This window comes from Clostridium autoethanogenum DSM 10061 (genome assembly GCF_001484725.1).
Classification (GTDB): Bacteria; Bacillota; Clostridia; order Clostridiales; family Clostridiaceae; genus Clostridium_B; species Clostridium_B ljungdahlii.
On the sequence record NZ_CP012395.1, the window covers coordinates 208,121 to 226,972 of the forward strand.

At 31.4% G+C, this 18,852-nt stretch carries 17 protein-coding genes; 3 read left to right on the plus strand and 14 right to left on the minus strand.

All coding sequences use genetic code 11. From position 1 onward, the window contains the following. Nucleotides 1-9 precede the first annotated feature (9 nt). From CLAU_RS00950 to CLAU_RS01005, 12 genes are all read right to left on the minus strand, one after another. Nucleotides 10-468: a YbaK/EbsC family protein gene (locus CLAU_RS00950; RefSeq protein ID WP_013238765.1), complete on the minus strand. Its 459-nt coding sequence runs from the start codon at nt 466-468 to the stop codon at nt 10-12. Between the two features lie 316 nt (nt 469-784). Beyond that, on the minus strand, nt 785-1,717 hold the full coding sequence (locus CLAU_RS00955) for a DUF4830 domain-containing protein (protein WP_013238766.1): 933 nt from the start codon (nt 1,715-1,717) through the stop codon (nt 785-787). A gap of 79 nt (nt 1,718-1,796) precedes the next feature. Next, the gene (locus CLAU_RS00960) at nt 1,797-2,033 is read right to left on the minus strand and encodes a hypothetical protein (protein ID WP_013238767.1); all 237 of its coding nucleotides are present in this window, start codon (nt 2,031-2,033) and stop codon (nt 1,797-1,799) included. A 240-nt stretch (nt 2,034-2,273) separates the two neighbouring features. Further along, nucleotides 2,274-2,732 carry a uroporphyrinogen decarboxylase family protein gene (locus CLAU_RS00965; RefSeq protein ID WP_013238768.1) on the minus strand — a complete coding sequence of 153 codons (459 nt, stop codon included), beginning with the start codon at nt 2,730-2,732 and terminating at the stop codon, nt 2,274-2,276. 229 nt (nt 2,733-2,961) lie between these two features. Then, nucleotides 2,962-4,992 (minus strand): oxidoreductase, encoded by a 2,031-nt coding sequence (locus CLAU_RS00970; protein WP_338032492.1) that lies wholly within the window; start codon nt 4,990-4,992, stop codon nt 2,962-2,964. 211 nt (nt 4,993-5,203) lie between these two features. Further along, nucleotides 5,204-6,481, minus strand: a complete 1,278-nt coding sequence (locus CLAU_RS00975; RefSeq protein ID WP_013238770.1) for a methionine gamma-lyase family protein — start codon at nt 6,479-6,481, stop codon at nt 5,204-5,206. Nucleotides 6,482-6,559: 78 nt separating this feature from the next. Continuing rightward, nucleotides 6,560-6,802 carry an RNA chaperone Hfq gene (gene hfq, locus CLAU_RS00980; protein WP_013238771.1) on the minus strand — a complete coding sequence of 81 codons (243 nt, stop codon included), beginning with the start codon at nt 6,800-6,802 and terminating at the stop codon, nt 6,560-6,562. Nucleotides 6,803-6,851: 49 nt separating this feature from the next. Continuing rightward, nucleotides 6,852-7,787, minus strand: a complete 936-nt coding sequence (gene miaA, locus CLAU_RS00985; protein WP_013238772.1) for a tRNA (adenosine(37)-N6)-dimethylallyltransferase MiaA — start codon at nt 7,785-7,787, stop codon at nt 6,852-6,854. An 8-nt stretch (nt 7,788-7,795) separates the two neighbouring features. Next, nucleotides 7,796-9,625 (minus strand): DNA mismatch repair endonuclease MutL, encoded by a 1,830-nt coding sequence (gene mutL, locus CLAU_RS00990; protein WP_023161717.1) that lies wholly within the window; start codon nt 9,623-9,625, stop codon nt 7,796-7,798. 26 nt (nt 9,626-9,651) lie between these two features. Further along, nucleotides 9,652-12,327, minus strand: a complete 2,676-nt coding sequence (gene mutS, locus CLAU_RS00995; RefSeq protein WP_023161718.1) for a DNA mismatch repair protein MutS — start codon at nt 12,325-12,327, stop codon at nt 9,652-9,654. Nucleotides 12,328-12,343: 16 nt separating this feature from the next. Continuing rightward, a complete protein-coding gene (gene miaB, locus CLAU_RS01000) occupies nt 12,344-13,687 on the minus strand; it encodes a tRNA (N6-isopentenyl adenosine(37)-C2)-methylthiotransferase MiaB (protein WP_023161719.1) in 1,344 nt (447 codons plus the stop codon). Nucleotides 13,688-13,840: 153 nt separating this feature from the next. After that, nucleotides 13,841-14,278, minus strand: a complete 438-nt coding sequence (locus CLAU_RS01005; protein ID WP_013238776.1) for a hypothetical protein — start codon at nt 14,276-14,278, stop codon at nt 13,841-13,843. Nucleotides 14,279-14,726: 448 nt separating this feature from the next. On the opposite strand from CLAU_RS01005, the gene CLAU_RS01010 reads away from it, so the two are divergent. The 3 genes from CLAU_RS01010 to CLAU_RS01015 are packed head-to-tail and all read left to right on the plus strand — an operon-like array spanning nt 14,727 to nt 17,379. Continuing rightward, nucleotides 14,727-15,911 (plus strand): aminotransferase-like domain-containing protein, encoded by a 1,185-nt coding sequence (locus CLAU_RS01010; RefSeq protein WP_013238777.1) that lies wholly within the window; start codon nt 14,727-14,729, stop codon nt 15,909-15,911. Nucleotides 15,912-15,966: 55 nt separating this feature from the next. Continuing rightward, nucleotides 15,967-16,122: a hypothetical protein gene (locus CLAU_RS20810; protein ID WP_013238778.1), complete on the plus strand. Its 156-nt coding sequence runs from the start codon at nt 15,967-15,969 to the stop codon at nt 16,120-16,122. A 60-nt stretch (nt 16,123-16,182) separates the two neighbouring features. Continuing rightward, complete coding sequence (locus CLAU_RS01015) at nt 16,183-17,379, plus strand: pyridoxal phosphate-dependent aminotransferase (RefSeq protein ID WP_023161720.1); 1,197 nt, start codon at nt 16,183-16,185, stop codon at nt 17,377-17,379. Nucleotides 17,380-17,400: 21 nt separating this feature from the next. Here the strand turns inward: CLAU_RS01015 and CLAU_RS01020 are convergent, their stop codons facing one another. Together CLAU_RS01020 and speD are read right to left on the minus strand one after the other, a co-directional pair. Continuing rightward, nucleotides 17,401-18,288 carry a GNAT family N-acetyltransferase gene (locus CLAU_RS01020; protein ID WP_023161721.1) on the minus strand — a complete coding sequence of 296 codons (888 nt, stop codon included), beginning with the start codon at nt 18,286-18,288 and terminating at the stop codon, nt 17,401-17,403. Nucleotides 18,289-18,386: 98 nt separating this feature from the next. Then, nucleotides 18,387-18,767, minus strand: a complete 381-nt coding sequence (gene speD / locus CLAU_RS01025) for an adenosylmethionine decarboxylase (protein WP_013238781.1) — start codon at nt 18,765-18,767, stop codon at nt 18,387-18,389. Nucleotides 18,768-18,852 lie beyond the last annotated feature (85 nt).

Consider the following 18,852-nt stretch of genomic DNA (forward strand, 5'->3'; position numbering starts at 1 on the left):
TGAAAGTGATTATTTACATACATCAACCCATGTTCCAGAAGTTACGTTTGATAGTTCTTCTGGAGTAATTTTTACAGCAGAGTTACGTGAGCCAGCAGCAGGATATACATATTCAAATTTTTTTAGTGATTCATCAAGATAAGTATCCATTTGAGTTTTTAATCCAAATGGACAAACTCCTCCTACTGGATGCCCGGTAAATTCAAGTACTTCATCAGCACTTAACATCTTGGCTTTTGTGTGAAAATAATCTTTAAATTTTCTATTGTCAATTTTTGCATCGCCTTCTGATAATATAAGTATATTTCTATCTTTTAATTTAAAGGCCATAGTTTTAGCTATTAAAGCAGGCTCAACTCCAAGAGCGTTAGCTGCTAATTCAACGGTAGCAGTACTTTGACCCATTTGGATTATTTCAAGAGATAAATTGTTATCTTTGAAATACTGTTTTACACTTTCTAAACTCATCAAATCACTCCCAATTATGTATATTTATAAATAGAGTTCTTGGTATCAGGTTGAGTTTTGACTCTACCTGATGCTTAGAAATCGTTATCCAGGCGCGTAGCAGTGCTTATCCCCCACTTTGATAGAAAAGCAGATATCCCAAATCTTTGATTTGGTGATAGTCGCTTTCGCTGTGTGCGATGGGGGTGTTAACAATGGTAGCGATCGGATAAAATAATTATTAAAATTAAGTATAAATAAATACCTACTCTTTTACAAGGTAAATATTGTATGAAAATATAATCTTCAATTTCTTTCAAGACAATCATTTTATCACCTAGGGATTACCCATGCCTTTAATTTTCCATCCATTTGCATATTTTTTCAACGTGACAAACGTACCATCTTTACTATTATCACTATTAAGCCAAGCAGTATCAACTTCCACTTCTGTTCTATTACCAACATTTTTTATGGCTAAGTGATTTTCAGAGTCTTTAAGAATAAAGGATATTGGCTTAATGTTTGCCATACCTTCAACCATAGAGTTCATTTTAACGAATTTTAGATTATAAAGAAGATCTTCCCGAGCCTTTCCTTGATCTATTCCAAGATTATCTGTAAGAGAATCAAGCATTACAGTTGGGGCTAAACATTCATAAGCTCTTGTCTTATCACCATCATTAATAGCTTTAAAATACGTTTTTACTACATCCACTGGATCAAGTGAAGCAATGTCTTTATTTTTCCCAAGTTCAGTAAACAAACTCTTTTTCTGAACCCAATCTTCAAAATCTAATCCTGTAATATCCTTTAAATAATGTTTCTTCACTGAAGGACCAATTTCAAATTGATTAAAAGCTAACCAAGCACCAACTACCTTTTGATTATTAACCAATAATACTAGATTAGAAGGATATTTCTTATATTTACTGAGATCTGAAGCATCCGGAAGTCCATCAACCAAAGAATATCTCCATACATCAACAGTTGTTCCTTTTAACGGTGTCAAGTCGAGGCCTACATCTTTTGAAAACTCATTTGCTAGCTGCCAAAATAGTCCTATGGGATATTGACCTGGACCCACATTCCATGTTTTAGGAACATCAACTTTAAATTTATGTGGATTTTTTTGAACTTTTAAATCATAAAATTTTAAGAATGCTTGTGGAGTAAGATCTGACTTAACAGCATTTGTACTTTTATCGGATTTACCACATCCAGATAGCAGCATCATAAAAATTATTATGAATAAAAAAATTTTTTTCATAAACAACCTCTCTATTATTTAATATTTAGTTGCAATTAAATCAGCGGACATACATTTTAAAATAAGCTGCATACTGGAATCAACATCCAACATTATGAATAATTTTATTAGCTTTTTCTATTTCTTTGGATTCGATATATATTTCATAGTGTTCATGTCCACTTTTTCTTCCATTATGTCTTATTATTTTAGTCTTTACTTTAATACCATTGCTAATAAGCTTATATTTTATCATACAATATTTTTCTACTGTTGTAGCGAAAAAGACCATTTCCCAACTATTCCTCTTAAAATATTGAAAAAGCTTTTTTAACAAAAATATCACTTCCTCTGCTATTACCTGAAGTTTATTATATCATCTATATGTTTATTATATATAACTTATATGTATTCATCAATTAGATTAGGTAGTCATAGGATAACGAGTTCTAAGCATCAGGTGGAGCCAAAACTCCATCTAATGATTAGAACTCTGTTTACATTTAAATGATAAAAACTTACTTTATCAAAGTGAGATTTTTTTGCTTCAGTCAATAGTGTTAAATTTTAATATATTTTATTTGCCAGCAGCAGCGGAAATCATTGCTTTCACATTTTCTATCTTTGCATTTGCAGGTATATCACAACCAGATGATAGAATAAATCCTGGCCCCATATCTTTTATTAGGTGAGAGCTGTAATCATATACCTCATCAGGAGTTCCAAGAGCAAATTTTGAAGCCTGAACATCTCCTTTAATACACATACGATCTCCTAGTTTTTCTTTAATTTTATAAATATCTGTAGTACCATCTGTTTCAAATACACAAGTACCTTTTGGAAACTCTTTAAAATAGTCAAGTCCACGTTTCCAATTGGAATCAGCATGAAAACTTGCAGCTGCTCCTGTCTCTATTATAGCGTCAGTTATCTTTTTAAGATTTTTCCATACAAATTTTTCCCAAAGTTTAGGATTATAGAAATCAGGACATCCTCGCCCCATAGCTATGAATACGCCTAAATATACTGTGGACATTTAGTTATTACTTCATTTAATACATCTAAATCTAAGTTTATCTTTGAAGCAAAATAATCATCTCTAAAAGTCTCAAATCCTTTATTTATTATAGTATCATAATCATCTTTTATGGTATCAGTTATTGGAGGGCATAAAAAGGCACTGAATATTATTCCTCATTAAAAAGGTTCTAATGAAATAAGATTCAGTGCTTTTTAAGATTCTTACCCGGAGATAAGAATAAGTATTAGATATGAAGAGCAGCCTGGAATGCCTGGTTAACAGCTGTGCCGATTGTACCAACTTTCTGGCAGTCACCAACTATATAAACATTGGTTTCAGGAGCACAGTGGCGAAGTTTTTCTACAGTATCTGTTCTCGAACGCATTCCCATAGCAAGCAGTACCGTATCTGCTTCATACATAGCAGTTTTTCCAGTTTCAATATTATCACAAATAACCTCAGTATCACAAATTTCTTTAAGGCGATTCAAGTATTTTACAGGAATACCTTTGTCTTTAAGTATAGTCCGAAATTCCTTAGCACTTGTGCCTGAACTTTGTATCAGCTTGGAAAAGCTCTTTTTTTGATCTTCCATTTCGATAACGATTACATCTTTTCCTTCATTATGGAATTCAATTGCAGCTTCAATACCAACGGCACCGGCACCTACAATAACAATTTTATCTCCAACAAGACTTTTGTCAGATTCAGCATCAATGGCCCAGTGTACATGCTTTTTATTAATTCCCGGAATACTCAAAGGAATGATAGGATCCGAACCAACTGCAATTATAATTGCATCGTAATTCTGAGTATCAAGCATATCCTGTGTTGCATCTGTATTAAATAAAATTTTTGCACCTGCAGCTTTGCACTGTGCAGCTGTGTGTTTAAGCCATTTCAAATAATCCTGGCAATCAATTTTAAATGGAGGAAGTGCAGCTCCTTGTACATTACCACCAATTGATCCGGATTTTTCATAAAGAGTTACATCGTGTCCGCGGTCAAGTAATGTCTGCATTGCCTGGATTCCACCAGGGCCTCCTCCTATTACAGCAACTTTCTTCTTAACAGGTGCCTTTGGAACAACACCATCTCTAAGTTCACTTGTCATTCCTGAAATAGGGTTAACAGCGCAATATATTGGTTTGGGAATAAAAAGATGTTTTGTACAAGTATCGCAGCGTAAACATGGCCGCCTGTCTTCAGGACGGTTTTCAGCATACTTTCTAGGCATATCAGGATCTGCCATAAGTGGACGACACATAGCAACGAAATCAGCCCATCCATTAGCAATGATTTTTTCAGCATCTTCAATACTTGTAATAGAACCTACTGTAGTTACAAGGAGATCAGGATAAGCTTTCTTTACATCCCGTGCAAAATGAACATTAAAGCAGCGATCCATCATATAGTTTTGGCACCAATTACGGTAATATTTCATATTGAAGTCACTGTGAAGTCCAGCAGAAACGTGAAGAATATCAATATGATCTTTTAATAATCCGATAAGTTCAAGTGTTTCTTTAAAATGCATACCTTCTTCTGCAATTTCATCAGCAGAAATACGAAATTCGATTACGAAGTCCTCACCGACTTTTCTGCGGATAGCATCACATACTTCAATAGCAAAACGTGCCCTGTTCTCAATTGAACCACCATACTCATCTGTTCTATGATTGTAAAGCGGGCTGGTAAACTGTGAAATAAGGTTACCATGTCCACCATGAACAAGACAGATATCCATTCCTGCTCTTTTCATACGCGCAGCAGCATTGGCATATTTTTCAACAGTTTGTACAATTTTTTCATGTGTCATTTCAATTGCAGGTATAGGATCTCTTCCAAGTGCTGCAGAACGCGTAGCCTCACTTGAAGAAATATTCGGTGATGAACTGTAAGGAGCGTGGCCCACAGTTTCAAAAGCCGTATTTTCACCATTATGATTAATCTCCAAAGAAGCATGACAACCATACTGTTTGCCCATATCAGCATATAATGTTAACGGGAAAATGCATCTGTCATCCTTAAGGTCAAGCTGAAAAGCTTCATCTTTAGATTCTGTAATATCAATGGAACAGTTGCCGACATACAATGTGCATACCCCACCACGTGCAAACATACGGAACCAGTCTACAAATTCCGGTGTAACTAGGCCATCAGTACTGGCAAGATTGGGAGATGGTGGTGCAAGAACAATACGATTTTTAAAATCTATTCCTCTTATTTTAATAGGTGAGAATACATGTTGAAATTTTGATCTCATTTCATTCATCCTTTCTGTTTTAAATTTTGGTATTTCATGTTTTTACATGGTATCAATATTTAACCAACTATATTTTAATAATAATCTAATTGATTTTAAGTTTAAAGACACATTATGACTAGATTTTATATGCCATAATGTACACTATGCACACTAAAAAAAGTATTTAACACATAAAATAGTGAATTTTACGTGTTAAATACTTATATCATACGCATTTCTATAATATATTTGACAGAGCTATCAATATTCCAATCTTAGCATGGTCAAAAGTAAGTCCGCCTTGCAGATAACCTATATAAGGCTCTCTTATAGGTGCATCTGCAGACAACTCTATAGAAGCTCCCTGTATGAAAGCTCCAGCAGCCATTATGACCTGATCTGAATATCCGGGCATATCCCAAGGTTCACACTGGGCAAAAGAATCTACAGGAGATCCCTTTTGAATTCCGCGACAGAAATTTATAAGCTTTTCCTTGTCGTTAAACTTAATAGACTGTATTATATCGCTTCTTTTATCCGTATATTTAGGAAGTACTTCAAATCCTGCAAGTTCCATTATTCTAGAACAGAATATAGCTCCCTTTAGTGCTTCTATGGCAACGTGAGGTGCAAAAAATAAACCTTCATATAAAAGCCTCATAACTCCAAAAGTAGAACCACATTCGCCACCTATTCCAGGTACAGTTAGTCTGTAAGATGCTTTTGCAACGCAGTCCTTCTTTCCTGCTATATATCCACCAGTTGGTGCTATTCCACCACCTATGTTTTTTATAAGTGAACCTGCTACTAAATCAGCTCCTACATCTGTAGGTTCTATGGTATCTATGAATTCACCATAACAATTGTCTACAAAGCATATTACATTAGGGTTTATACCTTTAACAAAATCTATAATTTCTTTGATTTCAGATATAAGAAGAGATTTTCTCCAGCCATAACCTGTAGATCTCTGAATATGTACTAATTTTATTGTATGATTATTTTCAAGATGTTTTTTTATGTCTTCAAAATTTATTTTGTTATCATCAGTTAAATTTACCTGTTCATAATTTACTCCATATTCTTTAAGAGAACCCGAACCCTTGTTTTCTATGCCAATTACTTCATGAAGGGTATCATAAGGATCACCGCATACTGAAAGCATAGTATCTCCAGGGCGTAAGTTTCCAAAAAGTGCACAGCCAAGAGCATGAGTTCCATTTACAAAATGAGGCCTTACAAGGGCACTTTCTGAATTGAATATTCTAGCATAGACTTTGTCCAATGAATCTCTACCTATATCTCCATATCCATATCCAGATGAATTTGTAAAATGGGATTCGCTTATTCCCTCTTCTTGCAGTGCATTTAAAACTTTTAATTGATTGAATTCCCTTATTTCATCATAGTATTGAAATTGGTCTTTCACATCATTTAAAGCTCTTTCGTATAAATCAATTACCTTATCGCTTATTTTATATTTATCTTTAAGTACTTTTTTTGTTATATTTAGCAAAAATATTACCTCCTAAATGTATGTGTACTAAATGTCATATTAACATATAAAAAAGGAATAGACAAATGTCCATTCCCCCTATAGCTCATTTCCTGAAAAGTTGTTAAATAAAATGCATTTTATAGGTGTCATAGTTGAAATCGCATGTTTATATACCATCATTTGTTTACCATCACAATCCATTATAACAGTAAAGTTGTCAAAACCCTTTACATTTCCTTTAATTTGAAATCCATTTGTTAAGTATATAGTAACTGGAATTTTATTTTTCCTTGCCCCATTTAAAAATATGTCCTGTAAGTTATTAGCTGTTTTACTCATAGTTCTCACCCTCCGTAACTTTTATTTATATTCATACAATATAATGAATTTAAATTTTCATTATATTAAAGACGTTTATTATATGTTCTACAATGTCTTCGTCACAACTAAAATTATCCTTATTTATCCAAATTGCCCTTTTATCTTTTCTAAACCAGGTTAACTGCCTTTTAGCATAATTCCGGCTTCCCTTTTTTACTAAGTAGATAGCTTCATCTAAGGTAGAATTTCCATTTAAATAATCTAAAATTTCCTTATAGCCTATACCCTTCATGGATTGCATATCAGGAGTATATCCCATGGATTTTAATCTTCTAACTTCATCTATAAGGCCATTTTCCATCATTAAATCTACCCTCTTATTTATTCTATCATATAATTTAGCCCGATCCATAGTGAGTACAAAATAATATATGTTATAAGGTATGTCATATAAATTAGTATTTGCATTGTACTCACTTATAGTTTTTCCTGTGAGTTTATACACTTCCAGGGCACGTATAACTCTTTTTAAGTCATTTGGATATAATCTTTTGTAAGAATCTATGTCTACCTCTTTCAAAAGGGAATGTACGTATTCCTTCCCTTTTTCTTCTGCTAAATTTCCCAAGTATTCTCTATAACTTTTGTCTGTTTTTGCATCTGTAAAATTGTAATTTAAAATGAGAGAATTTATATAAAGTCCAGTACCACCTACTATCATAGGAAGTTTATCTTTTTTACATATTTCATCTATTGCATTTTCAGCTAAGACTTTGTACTCAGATACGTTGAAATTCTTATCTGGTTCAATAAAATCTATTAAGTGATGGGTAATGCCCTGCATTTCATCTTCTGTAACTTTAGCAGAACCTATATCCATATACTTGTATATTTGCATGGAATCTGCAGATATTATTTCACCGTTTAATTTTTTAGCAAGTTCTATAGATATATTGGTTTTCCCAACTGCAGTTGGTCCCGAAAGTATAAATAAGTTTTTCATGTCTCTCCTCATTGTATTCTTTTGAATTTTTTCTCCAGGTCATTTAATGTAAGTTTTATTATAGTGGGCCTTCCGTGGGGACAGTTAAATGGGTCATCTATAAAGCGCAGCTCTTCAATTAAATGATTCATTTCTATTTCTGAAATGCTAGCATTTGCCTTTATGGCGGCTTTACAGGCAAGAGTTGCAAGTGAAAGGTATTTAACTTCCCAGGTATCGCCTGATCCCATGTTTTTTAAATTATCTAATATATCCATAAATAAGTTTTTCATATCGGGTTTTCCAAGTATCATAGGTACTTCTCTTATACTTATTGTATTATTTCCAAATAATTCTACATTAAAACCAGTTTTTTTAAATAAATCTCTATTTTCTATAAAACAATTATAATCTTTAATTGTAAGTTCCATTATTACAGGAGTTATTAAAACTTGAGATAATACCATTCCTTTTTGTATACTCTTTTTATATTTTTCAAAGAGAATTTTTTCATGGGCTGCATGCTGGTCTATCATATAAAGATTACTGCTATCTTCTGCTATTATATAAGTACTATGAAATTGTCCTATTATCCTAAGGGGCTGAAATTTAGCAACTCTAGGTTCTTCTTGTTTATTTTTAGATACTGCATTTTCCTTAGCAGTAAAAGATACCTTAGGTTCTTTTATAAATTCATTTTTATTTGAGTTTTCTTTACTTTTTTTAAATAAGCTAGATCCATTTTTTTCTATATAAATCCCCTCATTTGGAGATTTCAAATCTATTGGTATTTGAACTTCCTTAATTTCAGTTTCAGTTTTTTTGGGTTTTAAATCATCTTCCTTTAAATCAATGGTAAAGGAATCTTTTAAGCTTTCCCTTAAAGCTTCATGAATTGCATCAAATACAAATTTAAATACCATTCTGGAATCGCTGAATTTAACTTCCCATTTGGCTGGATGAACATTTACATCTACAAATTCGGGAAATATGTCTATGAACAATATAAAAAAAGGAAACTTATTTATGGTTAAGAATGATTTAAAAGCCTGCTCTGCAGCGGAAGTTATGGATTTATTTTTAACATACCTCTTATTTATGAATATACTTTGGTTATTTCTGCTTCCCCTGCTTATTTCGGAGTTACCTATGTATCCACAAATTGAAATAATATCGCTGTGCTTTTCCACAGGAATTATGTTTTCATATATATTTTTCCCATATACGCATCGTATAACATCCATCACTTTTCCTGTACCATAAGTTGTAAGAGCCTTTTTGCCATTTTTAAAAAATTTAAAGGATATATTCGGATTGGCAAGAGAAAGTCTTGTTACTATGTCCGATATACCTGCTGCTTCCCTACTTGGGGATTTTAAGAATTTTTTCCTGGCAGGTACATTGAAAAATAAATCCTCTACTAAAATTGTAGTCCCTTTGTTACAGCCAATTTCTTGAGTTTCCTTTAAGACTCCACCACTTATAATTATTTCATTTCCCACATCAAAGCCTTCTGCTTTACTTTTAAGTATGGTGTTTGATACGGAAGCTATACTGCATAGAGCCTCTCCACGAAATCCTAAAGTACTTATTTTATCTAAATCTTCTACAGTGCTTATTTTACTTGTGGCATGAGGCATAAAGGCTTTTTTTATATCCAAAGGGTGTATTCCACATCCATCATCTATTATTTTTATGGATTTTTCTCCACCTTCTTCTATTTCTATAGTTATGTTCTTAGCTCCAGAGTCTATGCTATTTTCAAGCAGTTCTTTTATTACAGATGAAGGGCCTTCAACTACTTCTCCAGCGGCAATTTTATTTGAAGTATTTTCATCAAGTAAATTTATTCTTTTCACCGTACATCATTCCTTATGACTAAGTTTTATCTTATGGACTTTGCTCTTCTTATTATATCATAAAGTTTATTAAATCCGTCCATAGGAGTCATGTTTAGTATATCTATATCCGTAATATCTTTTACTAAATTTGTCTTTTCTATATCTGAAAATCCTAATTGTCTGGTTGGTTCAAGCATAGGAGCTTTTTCTTTAATCATCTCCTCATTTTTAAGAGGTGCTTTTTTCTCATTTATTGAATACTCTGAATCTAATGCAATTTCAGAATCAACACATTTATTTTCTTTTAGCTTTTTACTTTCAAGGCTATTTAGTATTTCTCCTGCTCTTTTTAAAACTTCTTCTGGAAGCCCTGCAAGCTTTGCAACTTCTATGCCGTAGGATTGGTCGGCTCCTCCTCTTATAATTTTTCTCAAAAAAACTATATTATCCTCCATTTCTTTAACGGATACACAGTAATTTTTGACTCCATCTATCTTACCTTCTAATTTAGTTAGTTCATGATAATGGGTTGCAAATAAGGTTTTACATTTTAGTTTGCTGTTTTTACATATATATTCTATTACTGACCAGGCTATGCTAAGGCCGTCGTAAGTACTTGTTCCACGTCCTACTTCATCCAGTAAAATCAAACTTTTGTTAGTTGCATTTTTAAGTATGTTGGAAACCTCCCACATTTCCACCATAAAGGTACTCTTTCCTGATGCCAGGTCATCTGATGCACCTATCCTTGTAAATATCTTATCACAAACAGATATAGAAGCATTTTTTGCCGGTACAAAGCTACCAATTTGGGCCATTATAACGATCAAAGCTATCTGCCTCATGTAGGTAGATTTGCCTGCCATATTAGGCCCTGTTATTAAAAGAAGTTGATTTTTACCAGTATCTATGTTTATATCGTTTGATATAAATTCTCCAGAGTCAATCATCTTTTCTACTACAGGATGTCTACCTTCTTCTATAATTATGTTATCTGAATTTGTTATTTCAGGTTTACAATAATTATTTTCTATAGCAACTCTTGCAAGGGAGCTTAAGCAATCTACTTCTGAAATTATTTTAGCGGATTTTTGCATTCTGTCTACTTCATTTTCTATTTTATCTCTTACTTCTATAAAGACACTATATTCTAGATTTATAAGTTTTTCCTCTGCACCTAATATTTTATCTTCCATTTCTTTCAATTCAGGAGTTATGTATCTTTCTGCATTTGTAAGAGTTTGTTTTCTTATATATCTACCTTCTGGTACAAGACTTAAATTACTTTTAGTAACCTCAATATAATAACCAAATACTTTATTATAACCTATTTTAAGAGATTTTATTTTAGTAACTTCCCTTTCTGAATTCTCAAGAGAAGCTATCCACTCCTTACCGTGAGCCTTTATTTCTTTAAGTTCATCTATGTCACTGTTATATCCCTTTTTTATAAGGTTACCTTCTTTTAAAGATATTGCAGGATTATCTAATATAGATTTATCTAAAAGTGAATATATGTCCTTTAGTTCATCCAAGTTTTCGTACATATCCTTCAATAATTTTGTATGAAAATTGGATAGTATGGATTTTACTTCAGGTATTTTTTCTATAGAATTTTTTAAAAAATTTAGTTCTTTTGCGTTTACACTTTTAGAAGATATTTTTCCAACTAATCGCTCAATATCATATATGTTTTTTAAAGCCTCTTTTAGATCTTCATGATAGGATATATTATTTGAAATTTCCTCTACAGAATCCAGTCTTTCTTCTATCTTAACCTTATTTATAAGGGGCTGTTCCAGCCATCTTCTAAGCTGTCTCCCTCCCATAGATGTATTTGTTTTATCTATAACCCAGAGGAGAGATCCTTTTTTATTATTTTCTCTTAAGCTTTCTGTAATTTCTAAATTTCTTCTGGAATTCCCATCTATAGTGAGATAATCTACTATATTGTAATAGGAAAATTTATTTATATGAGATAGATCATTCTTTTGAGTTTCCCTTATATATTTTAGTAGTGAGCCGCAGCATTTTATAATTTCATTACTATAATTTTCTCCTGTAAAATTTTCAAACTGATCCTCTAATATATTTTTAGTTTCGTCTGCAAAATAGCTTTCATCTAATTTAGTGAATGAGCCATTAAAAATATCCTTCATTTTATTCAATAAATCAGCACTTATACTACCTTGAATCACTAGTTCACTTGGAGAGTATTTTGATATTTCATCTAAAATTATAGATAAATTAAAAGGAGTGTCCGTACAATTGAATTCTCCAGTGGACACATCTGCAAAACACAATGCAGAAATATTTGTCTTGGTATCTATGTACAAACACGCTATATAATTATTTTTATTTTCTTCTAAAAAAGTAGAGTCCGTATAAGTCCCAGGAGTTACAACCTTGATTATGCCCCTTTTAACTATACCTTTTGCTAGAGCTGGATCTTCTAGTTGCTCACATATAGCTATCTTATATCCCTTGTTTATAAGCCTTCCTATATATGAATTTGCGGCATGATAGGGTATTCCACACATAGGAGCCCTTTCTTTTAAGCCGCAATCTCTACCTGTAAGTACTAATTCTAGTTCCCTAGATGCTATTTTTGCATCTTCAAAAAACATTTCATAAAAATCACCTAATCTAAAAAACAGTATACAGTCTTTATAACTTTCTTTTACTTCCATATACTGCTGCATCATTGGAGTTAATGCCACTTTACTGTCCTCCTTGCTACTGTATTTCCTCACCTAAAAGTGAGAAAGAAGTTGCTTTTGTTATGTGTACTTTAACTAATTTGCCTATATCTTTTTTATTACCTTCAAAGTTTACTAGCTTACCTGATCTTGTTCTACCTGTAAGTTTTGTATTATCATTTTTACTTGTACCCTCTACTAATATTTCTTCCGTTCTTCCCTCATAGGCTTTGTTTTTTCTAGCAGAGGACTCATTTATAACTTCAACAAGTCTATTAAATCTTTCATGTTTTATATCTTCTGGAATCTGATCTTCAAAATCATAAGCAGGAGTGCCTTTCCTTTTTGAATATATAAAAGTAAATGCTGAATCATACTGTACTTCTCTTGCAAGATTTAATGTTTCTTCAAAATCCTCTTCCGTCTCACCAGGAAAACCAACTATTATATCTGTAGTAATAGCGGCATCAGGCACTTTTTCTCTTATCATTTTAACAAGATTTAGATACCCTTCCTTTGAGTAGTTTCTGTTCATTTTTTTTAAAAGAGAAGTTGAACCCGATTGTACTGGAAGATGTATTTGCTCACATACTTTATTGCACTCAGCTACGGCATCTACTACATCTTCAGTTAAATCTTTAGGATGGGATGTCATGAATCTAATTCTTTCAACACCATCTATAGAATTAATTCTTCTCAAGAGATCACTAAAACTTACTTTAGGCTCTAAAGTCTTACCATAGGAATTTACATTTTGTCCAAGGAGGGTTATTTCTTTATACCCTTTTGAAATTAGCTCTTTTATTTCTTTTTCAATATCTTCAGGTTTTCTGCTTCTCTCTCTTCCTCTTACATAGGGAACTATACAGTAGGTACAAAAATTATTACATCCGTACATTATTGTAACAAAGGCTTTTACATTACTTTCTCTATCTATTGGAAGCCCTTCTACGATTCCGGATTCTTTGTCTTGTATTTCAATTACAGATGTATTTTCCTGCTGAACTCTATTTAAGTATTCAGGAAATTTATAAGAATTATGAGTCCCAAATATTATATCTACAAAAGGAAATCTTTTGATTATGTTTTTTGCCATGTCTTTTTGCTGCATCATGCATCCACATATGGCTATTATGAGATTTGGATTTTTAATCTTTAGCTTTTTGAGCATTCCAAGATTTCCATATACTTTTAATTCTGCATTTTCTCTTACGCAGCAGGTATTGAATATTATTAAATCCGCAGAAGATCTATCTTCTGTTCTTTTATATCCTAATCTTTTTAACATGCCAGATAATTTTTCAGAATCCTCTTCATTCATCTGACAACCCCAGGTTTCTATAAAGAAATTTTTAGTTGCTTTTTCTACGTTATTTATCATGTATTATAACCTCCGATAGTCTTAGCTTTACACTGTATTATAACATAATAAGCAACTGAAAATAAACATAATTCATTTGAAGTATCTTTATTAAATTATTAATCCATTGAACTATCTCTAGGGTATTCATTTATTTAAACATTAAAAAAGAGCTTATTTAAGCTCTTTTTTAATGTTTTCAACCACATCTTTAAATGCCTGTTTTAATATATCATCCATTACTTTAAAATTAATATTAACTTCATCAGGTTGGCAGTCAATATAAGTGATTCTAATATCTTTAGAATCACCATTTATAGCGGTTCCTTTCATCAATACGTCTATCATATTTTTTTCTCTTTTAAATATTAGTTCATCGCTAAATATTTTAATTCTAGCAATAATGTCATTAGATTCATTTAATTCTATCTTAATGTCTCCATTAGAAATTTCACATATATTTTTTAAATTTTGTTGAAGAATATCAAAATATTCAATTATAAGCTTACTAGCTTGATTTATTCTATTCCTTAATTCTGTTTCATGGTCATATTTTTTATTAAGAGTGCGAACTAAATCATATAGAAAAACTTTTCCTGCTTCATTTGACATTTTAAACATCCCCTTCATTTTTCTAATTTATTTTCAACATATATCAAATGCTTTATCATATATTTTTTCCTTTTATTTATCCACTGACATGTTCTGCTTAGTATAAAATCTAAATACAGCAGTGGCATAATTTCCGATGAGGCTTTTCATATTGCTATATCCATATATATAGAAATTTTATTTAATCCTCATAATTTTTATTTTTTAATATATTATATGAATCCATTTATATTTCGCTTCCTGCTGGATTAAGAACTAAAAACTTAAAGGCACACTAAATTATCAAGAATATACTTTTACCAAATAGATTTTATATTCAGAATCATATAATAATAAAGTTTTTATTGAAAAAATCATTCAAAAACTATATTATTGTAATATATCTATTTATAAGGTGGCGATAAATAGATATTTATATGACAAAATATTTACTTAAGGGGGTTTTTTTATGAAAATAAATTTTTCAGAAAGGGCAAATGGTTTAAAAGCATCTGAAATAAGAGAGCTTTTAAAATTAACAGAGATGCCTGAAGTCATTTCTTTTGCCGGAGGATTACCAGCACCGGAATTATTCCCTGTAGACGGAATGAAGAAAGTTACTCAAGAGGTTTTGGAAAAGGATGGACAAGTTGCATTACAATATAGTACAACAGAAGGTTTTAAGCCTTTAAGAGATATAATAGCAAAGCAGAGAATGTCTCGTGAAGGTGTAGATGTAACTGGAGATGACATAATTGTAACATCTGGATCTCAAGAAGGAATTGAATTTTCAGCTAAGATATTTGTAAATGAGGGAGATACTATAATATGTGAAAGCCCAAGTTATTTAGGTGCTATTGGTGCATTTAAAGCTTATCGACCTAATTTTACTGAAATAGAGATGGATGAACATGGTATCATAATAGAAAAATTAGAAGAAGAATTAAAGAAAAATAAAAAAGTTAAAATGATTTATACAATTCCAGATTTTCAAAATCCAACAGGAATAACTATGTCAGATGATAGAAGAAAGCGTATTGCAGAACTTGCTAAAGAATATCAAGTTCCTGTAATTGAAGATAATCCATACGGAGAACTTATTTTTGAAGGCACTACACATCCATCTATAAAAAGTTTTGATAAAGATGGCTGGGTAATATACCTTGGAACATTTTCTAAAACTTTTTGCCCAGGTTTGAGACTTGGTTGGATATGTGCTGCACCTGAAATACTTGAAAAATATATTATTATAAAACAAGGTGTAGACTTGCAGTGTAGTACTTTAGATCAAAGAGCAGCTGCACTTTTTATGCAAAAGTACGATTTAAATGAACATGTGGAAGAAATTAAAAAAGTATATGGAAAACGCAGAAAGCTTATGCTGGAAAGTATGGACAAGTATTTTCCAAAAGAAGTTAAACACACAAATCCTTATGGAGGACTTTTCACTTGGGTTTATTTAAAAGAAGGTTTAGATTCTGCTGAAATATTAAAAGAAGCTCTAAAAGAAAATGTTGCTTATGTTCCTGGAGGTCCTTTCTTCCCAAATGGTGGGCATAAAAATCACTTTAGATTAAACTACTCATGTATGTCTGAAGACAAAATCGTTGAAGGAATCAAAAGATTGGGAAAAGTTCTTGCTAAATACTATTAATATATGAATAAAAACACTCCCTTTAGGTTAAACTTCTCTTAAGGGAGTGGATAATATGTATGATATAAAAGATTTTGAAAAACTGCAAGAGAGAAAAAATAAGCTAAGGGCTGATTGCATTGGGGATAGAGGTTATTTTAGAAGTACTTATTATGAAAGTATGTTTCAATTTAAGTCAATGCACATTCCTACAGAAAGCTTAATTAAATAGAAATTTTTAACTTAAATTATCTTTAGCTCGGTTAAAATTAATAGTCGGAGGATAAATTATATGAAATTATCAAACAGAATTTTAAATATGCAATTTTCACCTATTCGTAAATTGACACCTTATGCAGCTGAAGCTAAAAAGAGAGGGACAAAAGTTTATCACTTAAATATTGGACAACCCGATGTACTTACTCCTGACATATTTTTTAAGGCAATTTCAAATTTTAAGGAAAATGTACTTAAATACACTGAATCACAAGGAATGGATGCACTTCAAGAAAGTTTTATAGAATATTATAAAAAATGGGGTACAGAATTTACAAAAGATGAACTTTTGATAACTAATGGTGGAAGTGAAGCCATAATGCTTACTTTTATGACTTTATGTGATCCTGGTGATGAAATACTTTCACCTGAGCCTTTTTATACAAATTATAATGGATTCGCACAAGTAGCTTCAGCTAAAATGGTTCCTTATTTAACAAAAGCTGAAGACGGATTTCACTTGCCACCTAAAGAAGTAATAGAAAGTAAAATAACTGATAAAACACGTGCTCTTATGATTTCAAATCCAGGAAATCCAACTGGAACAGTGTATACTGCAGAAGAACTCAGGATGCTTGGAGATATAGCTAAAGAACATGATTTATTTTTAATTGCAGATGAAGTTTATAGGGAATTTGTATATGATGGATTGAAATATACTTCAGCCCTTACTTTGAAGGATATTGAAGACAGAGTAATAATTGTAGACAGTATATCAAAGCGTTACAGTGCTTGTGGTGCAAGAATTGGTCTTGTAGCTTCAAAGAATAAGAATCTTATTTATAACATAATGAAATTATGCCAGTCTAGACTTTGTGTACCTACAGTAGAACAGGTAGGTGCTGCGGCTCTAAAAGATACTCCAGAAAGTTACTTCATTGAAACTAGAAAAGAGTACCAAAAAAGAAGAGACATACTTATGGATGGTCTTAAAAAAATACCTGGAGTTGTATGTCAAAAGCCGACAGGTGCTTTCTACATAGTTGCTAAGTTACCTGTCCCAGATGCAGAAGATTTTGCTAAATACTTATTAACTGAGTTTAATAAAGATGGTAAAACTGTAATGGTAGCACCTGCAGGAGGGTTCTATGCTACTCCTGGTCTTGGAAAAGATGAAGTGAGAATATCTTATTGTTTAAATTGTGATGATTTAAAAGATGCTATGGACCTTCTCAAAGTAGCAATAGAAGAGTATCAAAAAGTTATAAAATAAATTATAAAAAAGTTTCCATAATTATTTATGGAAACTTTTTTTATCCAATGTCCAGTTATACCTCTCACTTTCAATACGAAATCCCATGTTAGTATATAATTGTAAGGCTATATAATTAGAACTTTTTACTTTTATTATTACTCTATTAAATCCACTACAGTACATTATTTTTAAAAGATAGATTAGCAGTGCCTTACCATATTTTTTCCCTCTAAATTCTTTTAATATACCAAAATTCACTATAACAGGTATATCATTTTCCATTACAATTTGCCCATAACCTATATACTCATCATTTTGCTTTAGAAAAATTGCCCCTTTTTCAAAATAGTAATCTTGAGCTTCATCAAAATATATATCCTCTAAAGTCAAAGGGACTCTAGTATCAGTTTTAAATATTTCATTTTGTATTTCACATCTTTTTTGTTCATCTTTTCCCTTTTCAAATATTTTGAATTGAAGTTTTTCGTCAAAAATTAAGGGTATATTTTCAAGTAAATTTTTATAAAGGGTTAAAGTTCCTTCTCCTTTTTTAAATCCAATACTTTTTAATAAATTGAAATTATAATTATTGTTTTGACATATATATTTTATAGTGCAAGGCTCTTTTATAGTGTTTATTAGATACTTATAAGGCAAATTATCTGGGGCAATGCAGTTACATAATACATTCATGGCGTTTATAGTACACATCTTATTATAAGAGACATCAGACCAAATATAGCCTATATAGTGTAAATCTTTTTTAATAAGTTTTACCCTTCTTCTTAAAATTAGCTGTTTAGCAAAATTATACCTATCATAGGTTTTAAAAAAATCCTCATTTACAGGATTAAATAAATATCTTTTATTGTTTAACTCCCTAAAATACTTTAGATTCTTATTTGTTAGTTTTACGCATTTATACATACTCTATTTTTCCCCATAGGATTGTTATTTAATATAAGTATAAATTTAAAATAAATCTTGGTCAAATATATAAAGAGACCATCTCAGGTGATGATCTCTTATATATTTGAAGCTTTTACTTCTACAACTTGCTCAAATATACCTCTCTTTATTTCAGTTGCTGTCATATTTCTGGCATGAAACTTTTCAGTCATATAATTACATGCATCCCAAGGATTTATTCTACTTCCACAAGTAAACACATCTACAGCAGCATAACCAAGTTCAGGCCATGTGTGAATAGTTAAGTGGGATTCAGATATTATTACTACTCCACTTATTCCTTGAGGTTTAAATTCATGAAAAGCAACTTCTCTAACTTCGGCACCTGCCTTTATTGCAGAATCAATCATAATTTTTTCTATAAAATCTTTATTATTTAATATTTTAGCATCACATCCATAAATTTCTGCTAAAATATGTCTTCCTAATTCATGCATGCTTCAACTTACCCCCTTAGAAAAAAATACAACAATTAAATTTTATCAAAAATAAGAGAAAAGTCAATATAAATATGGCTATAAA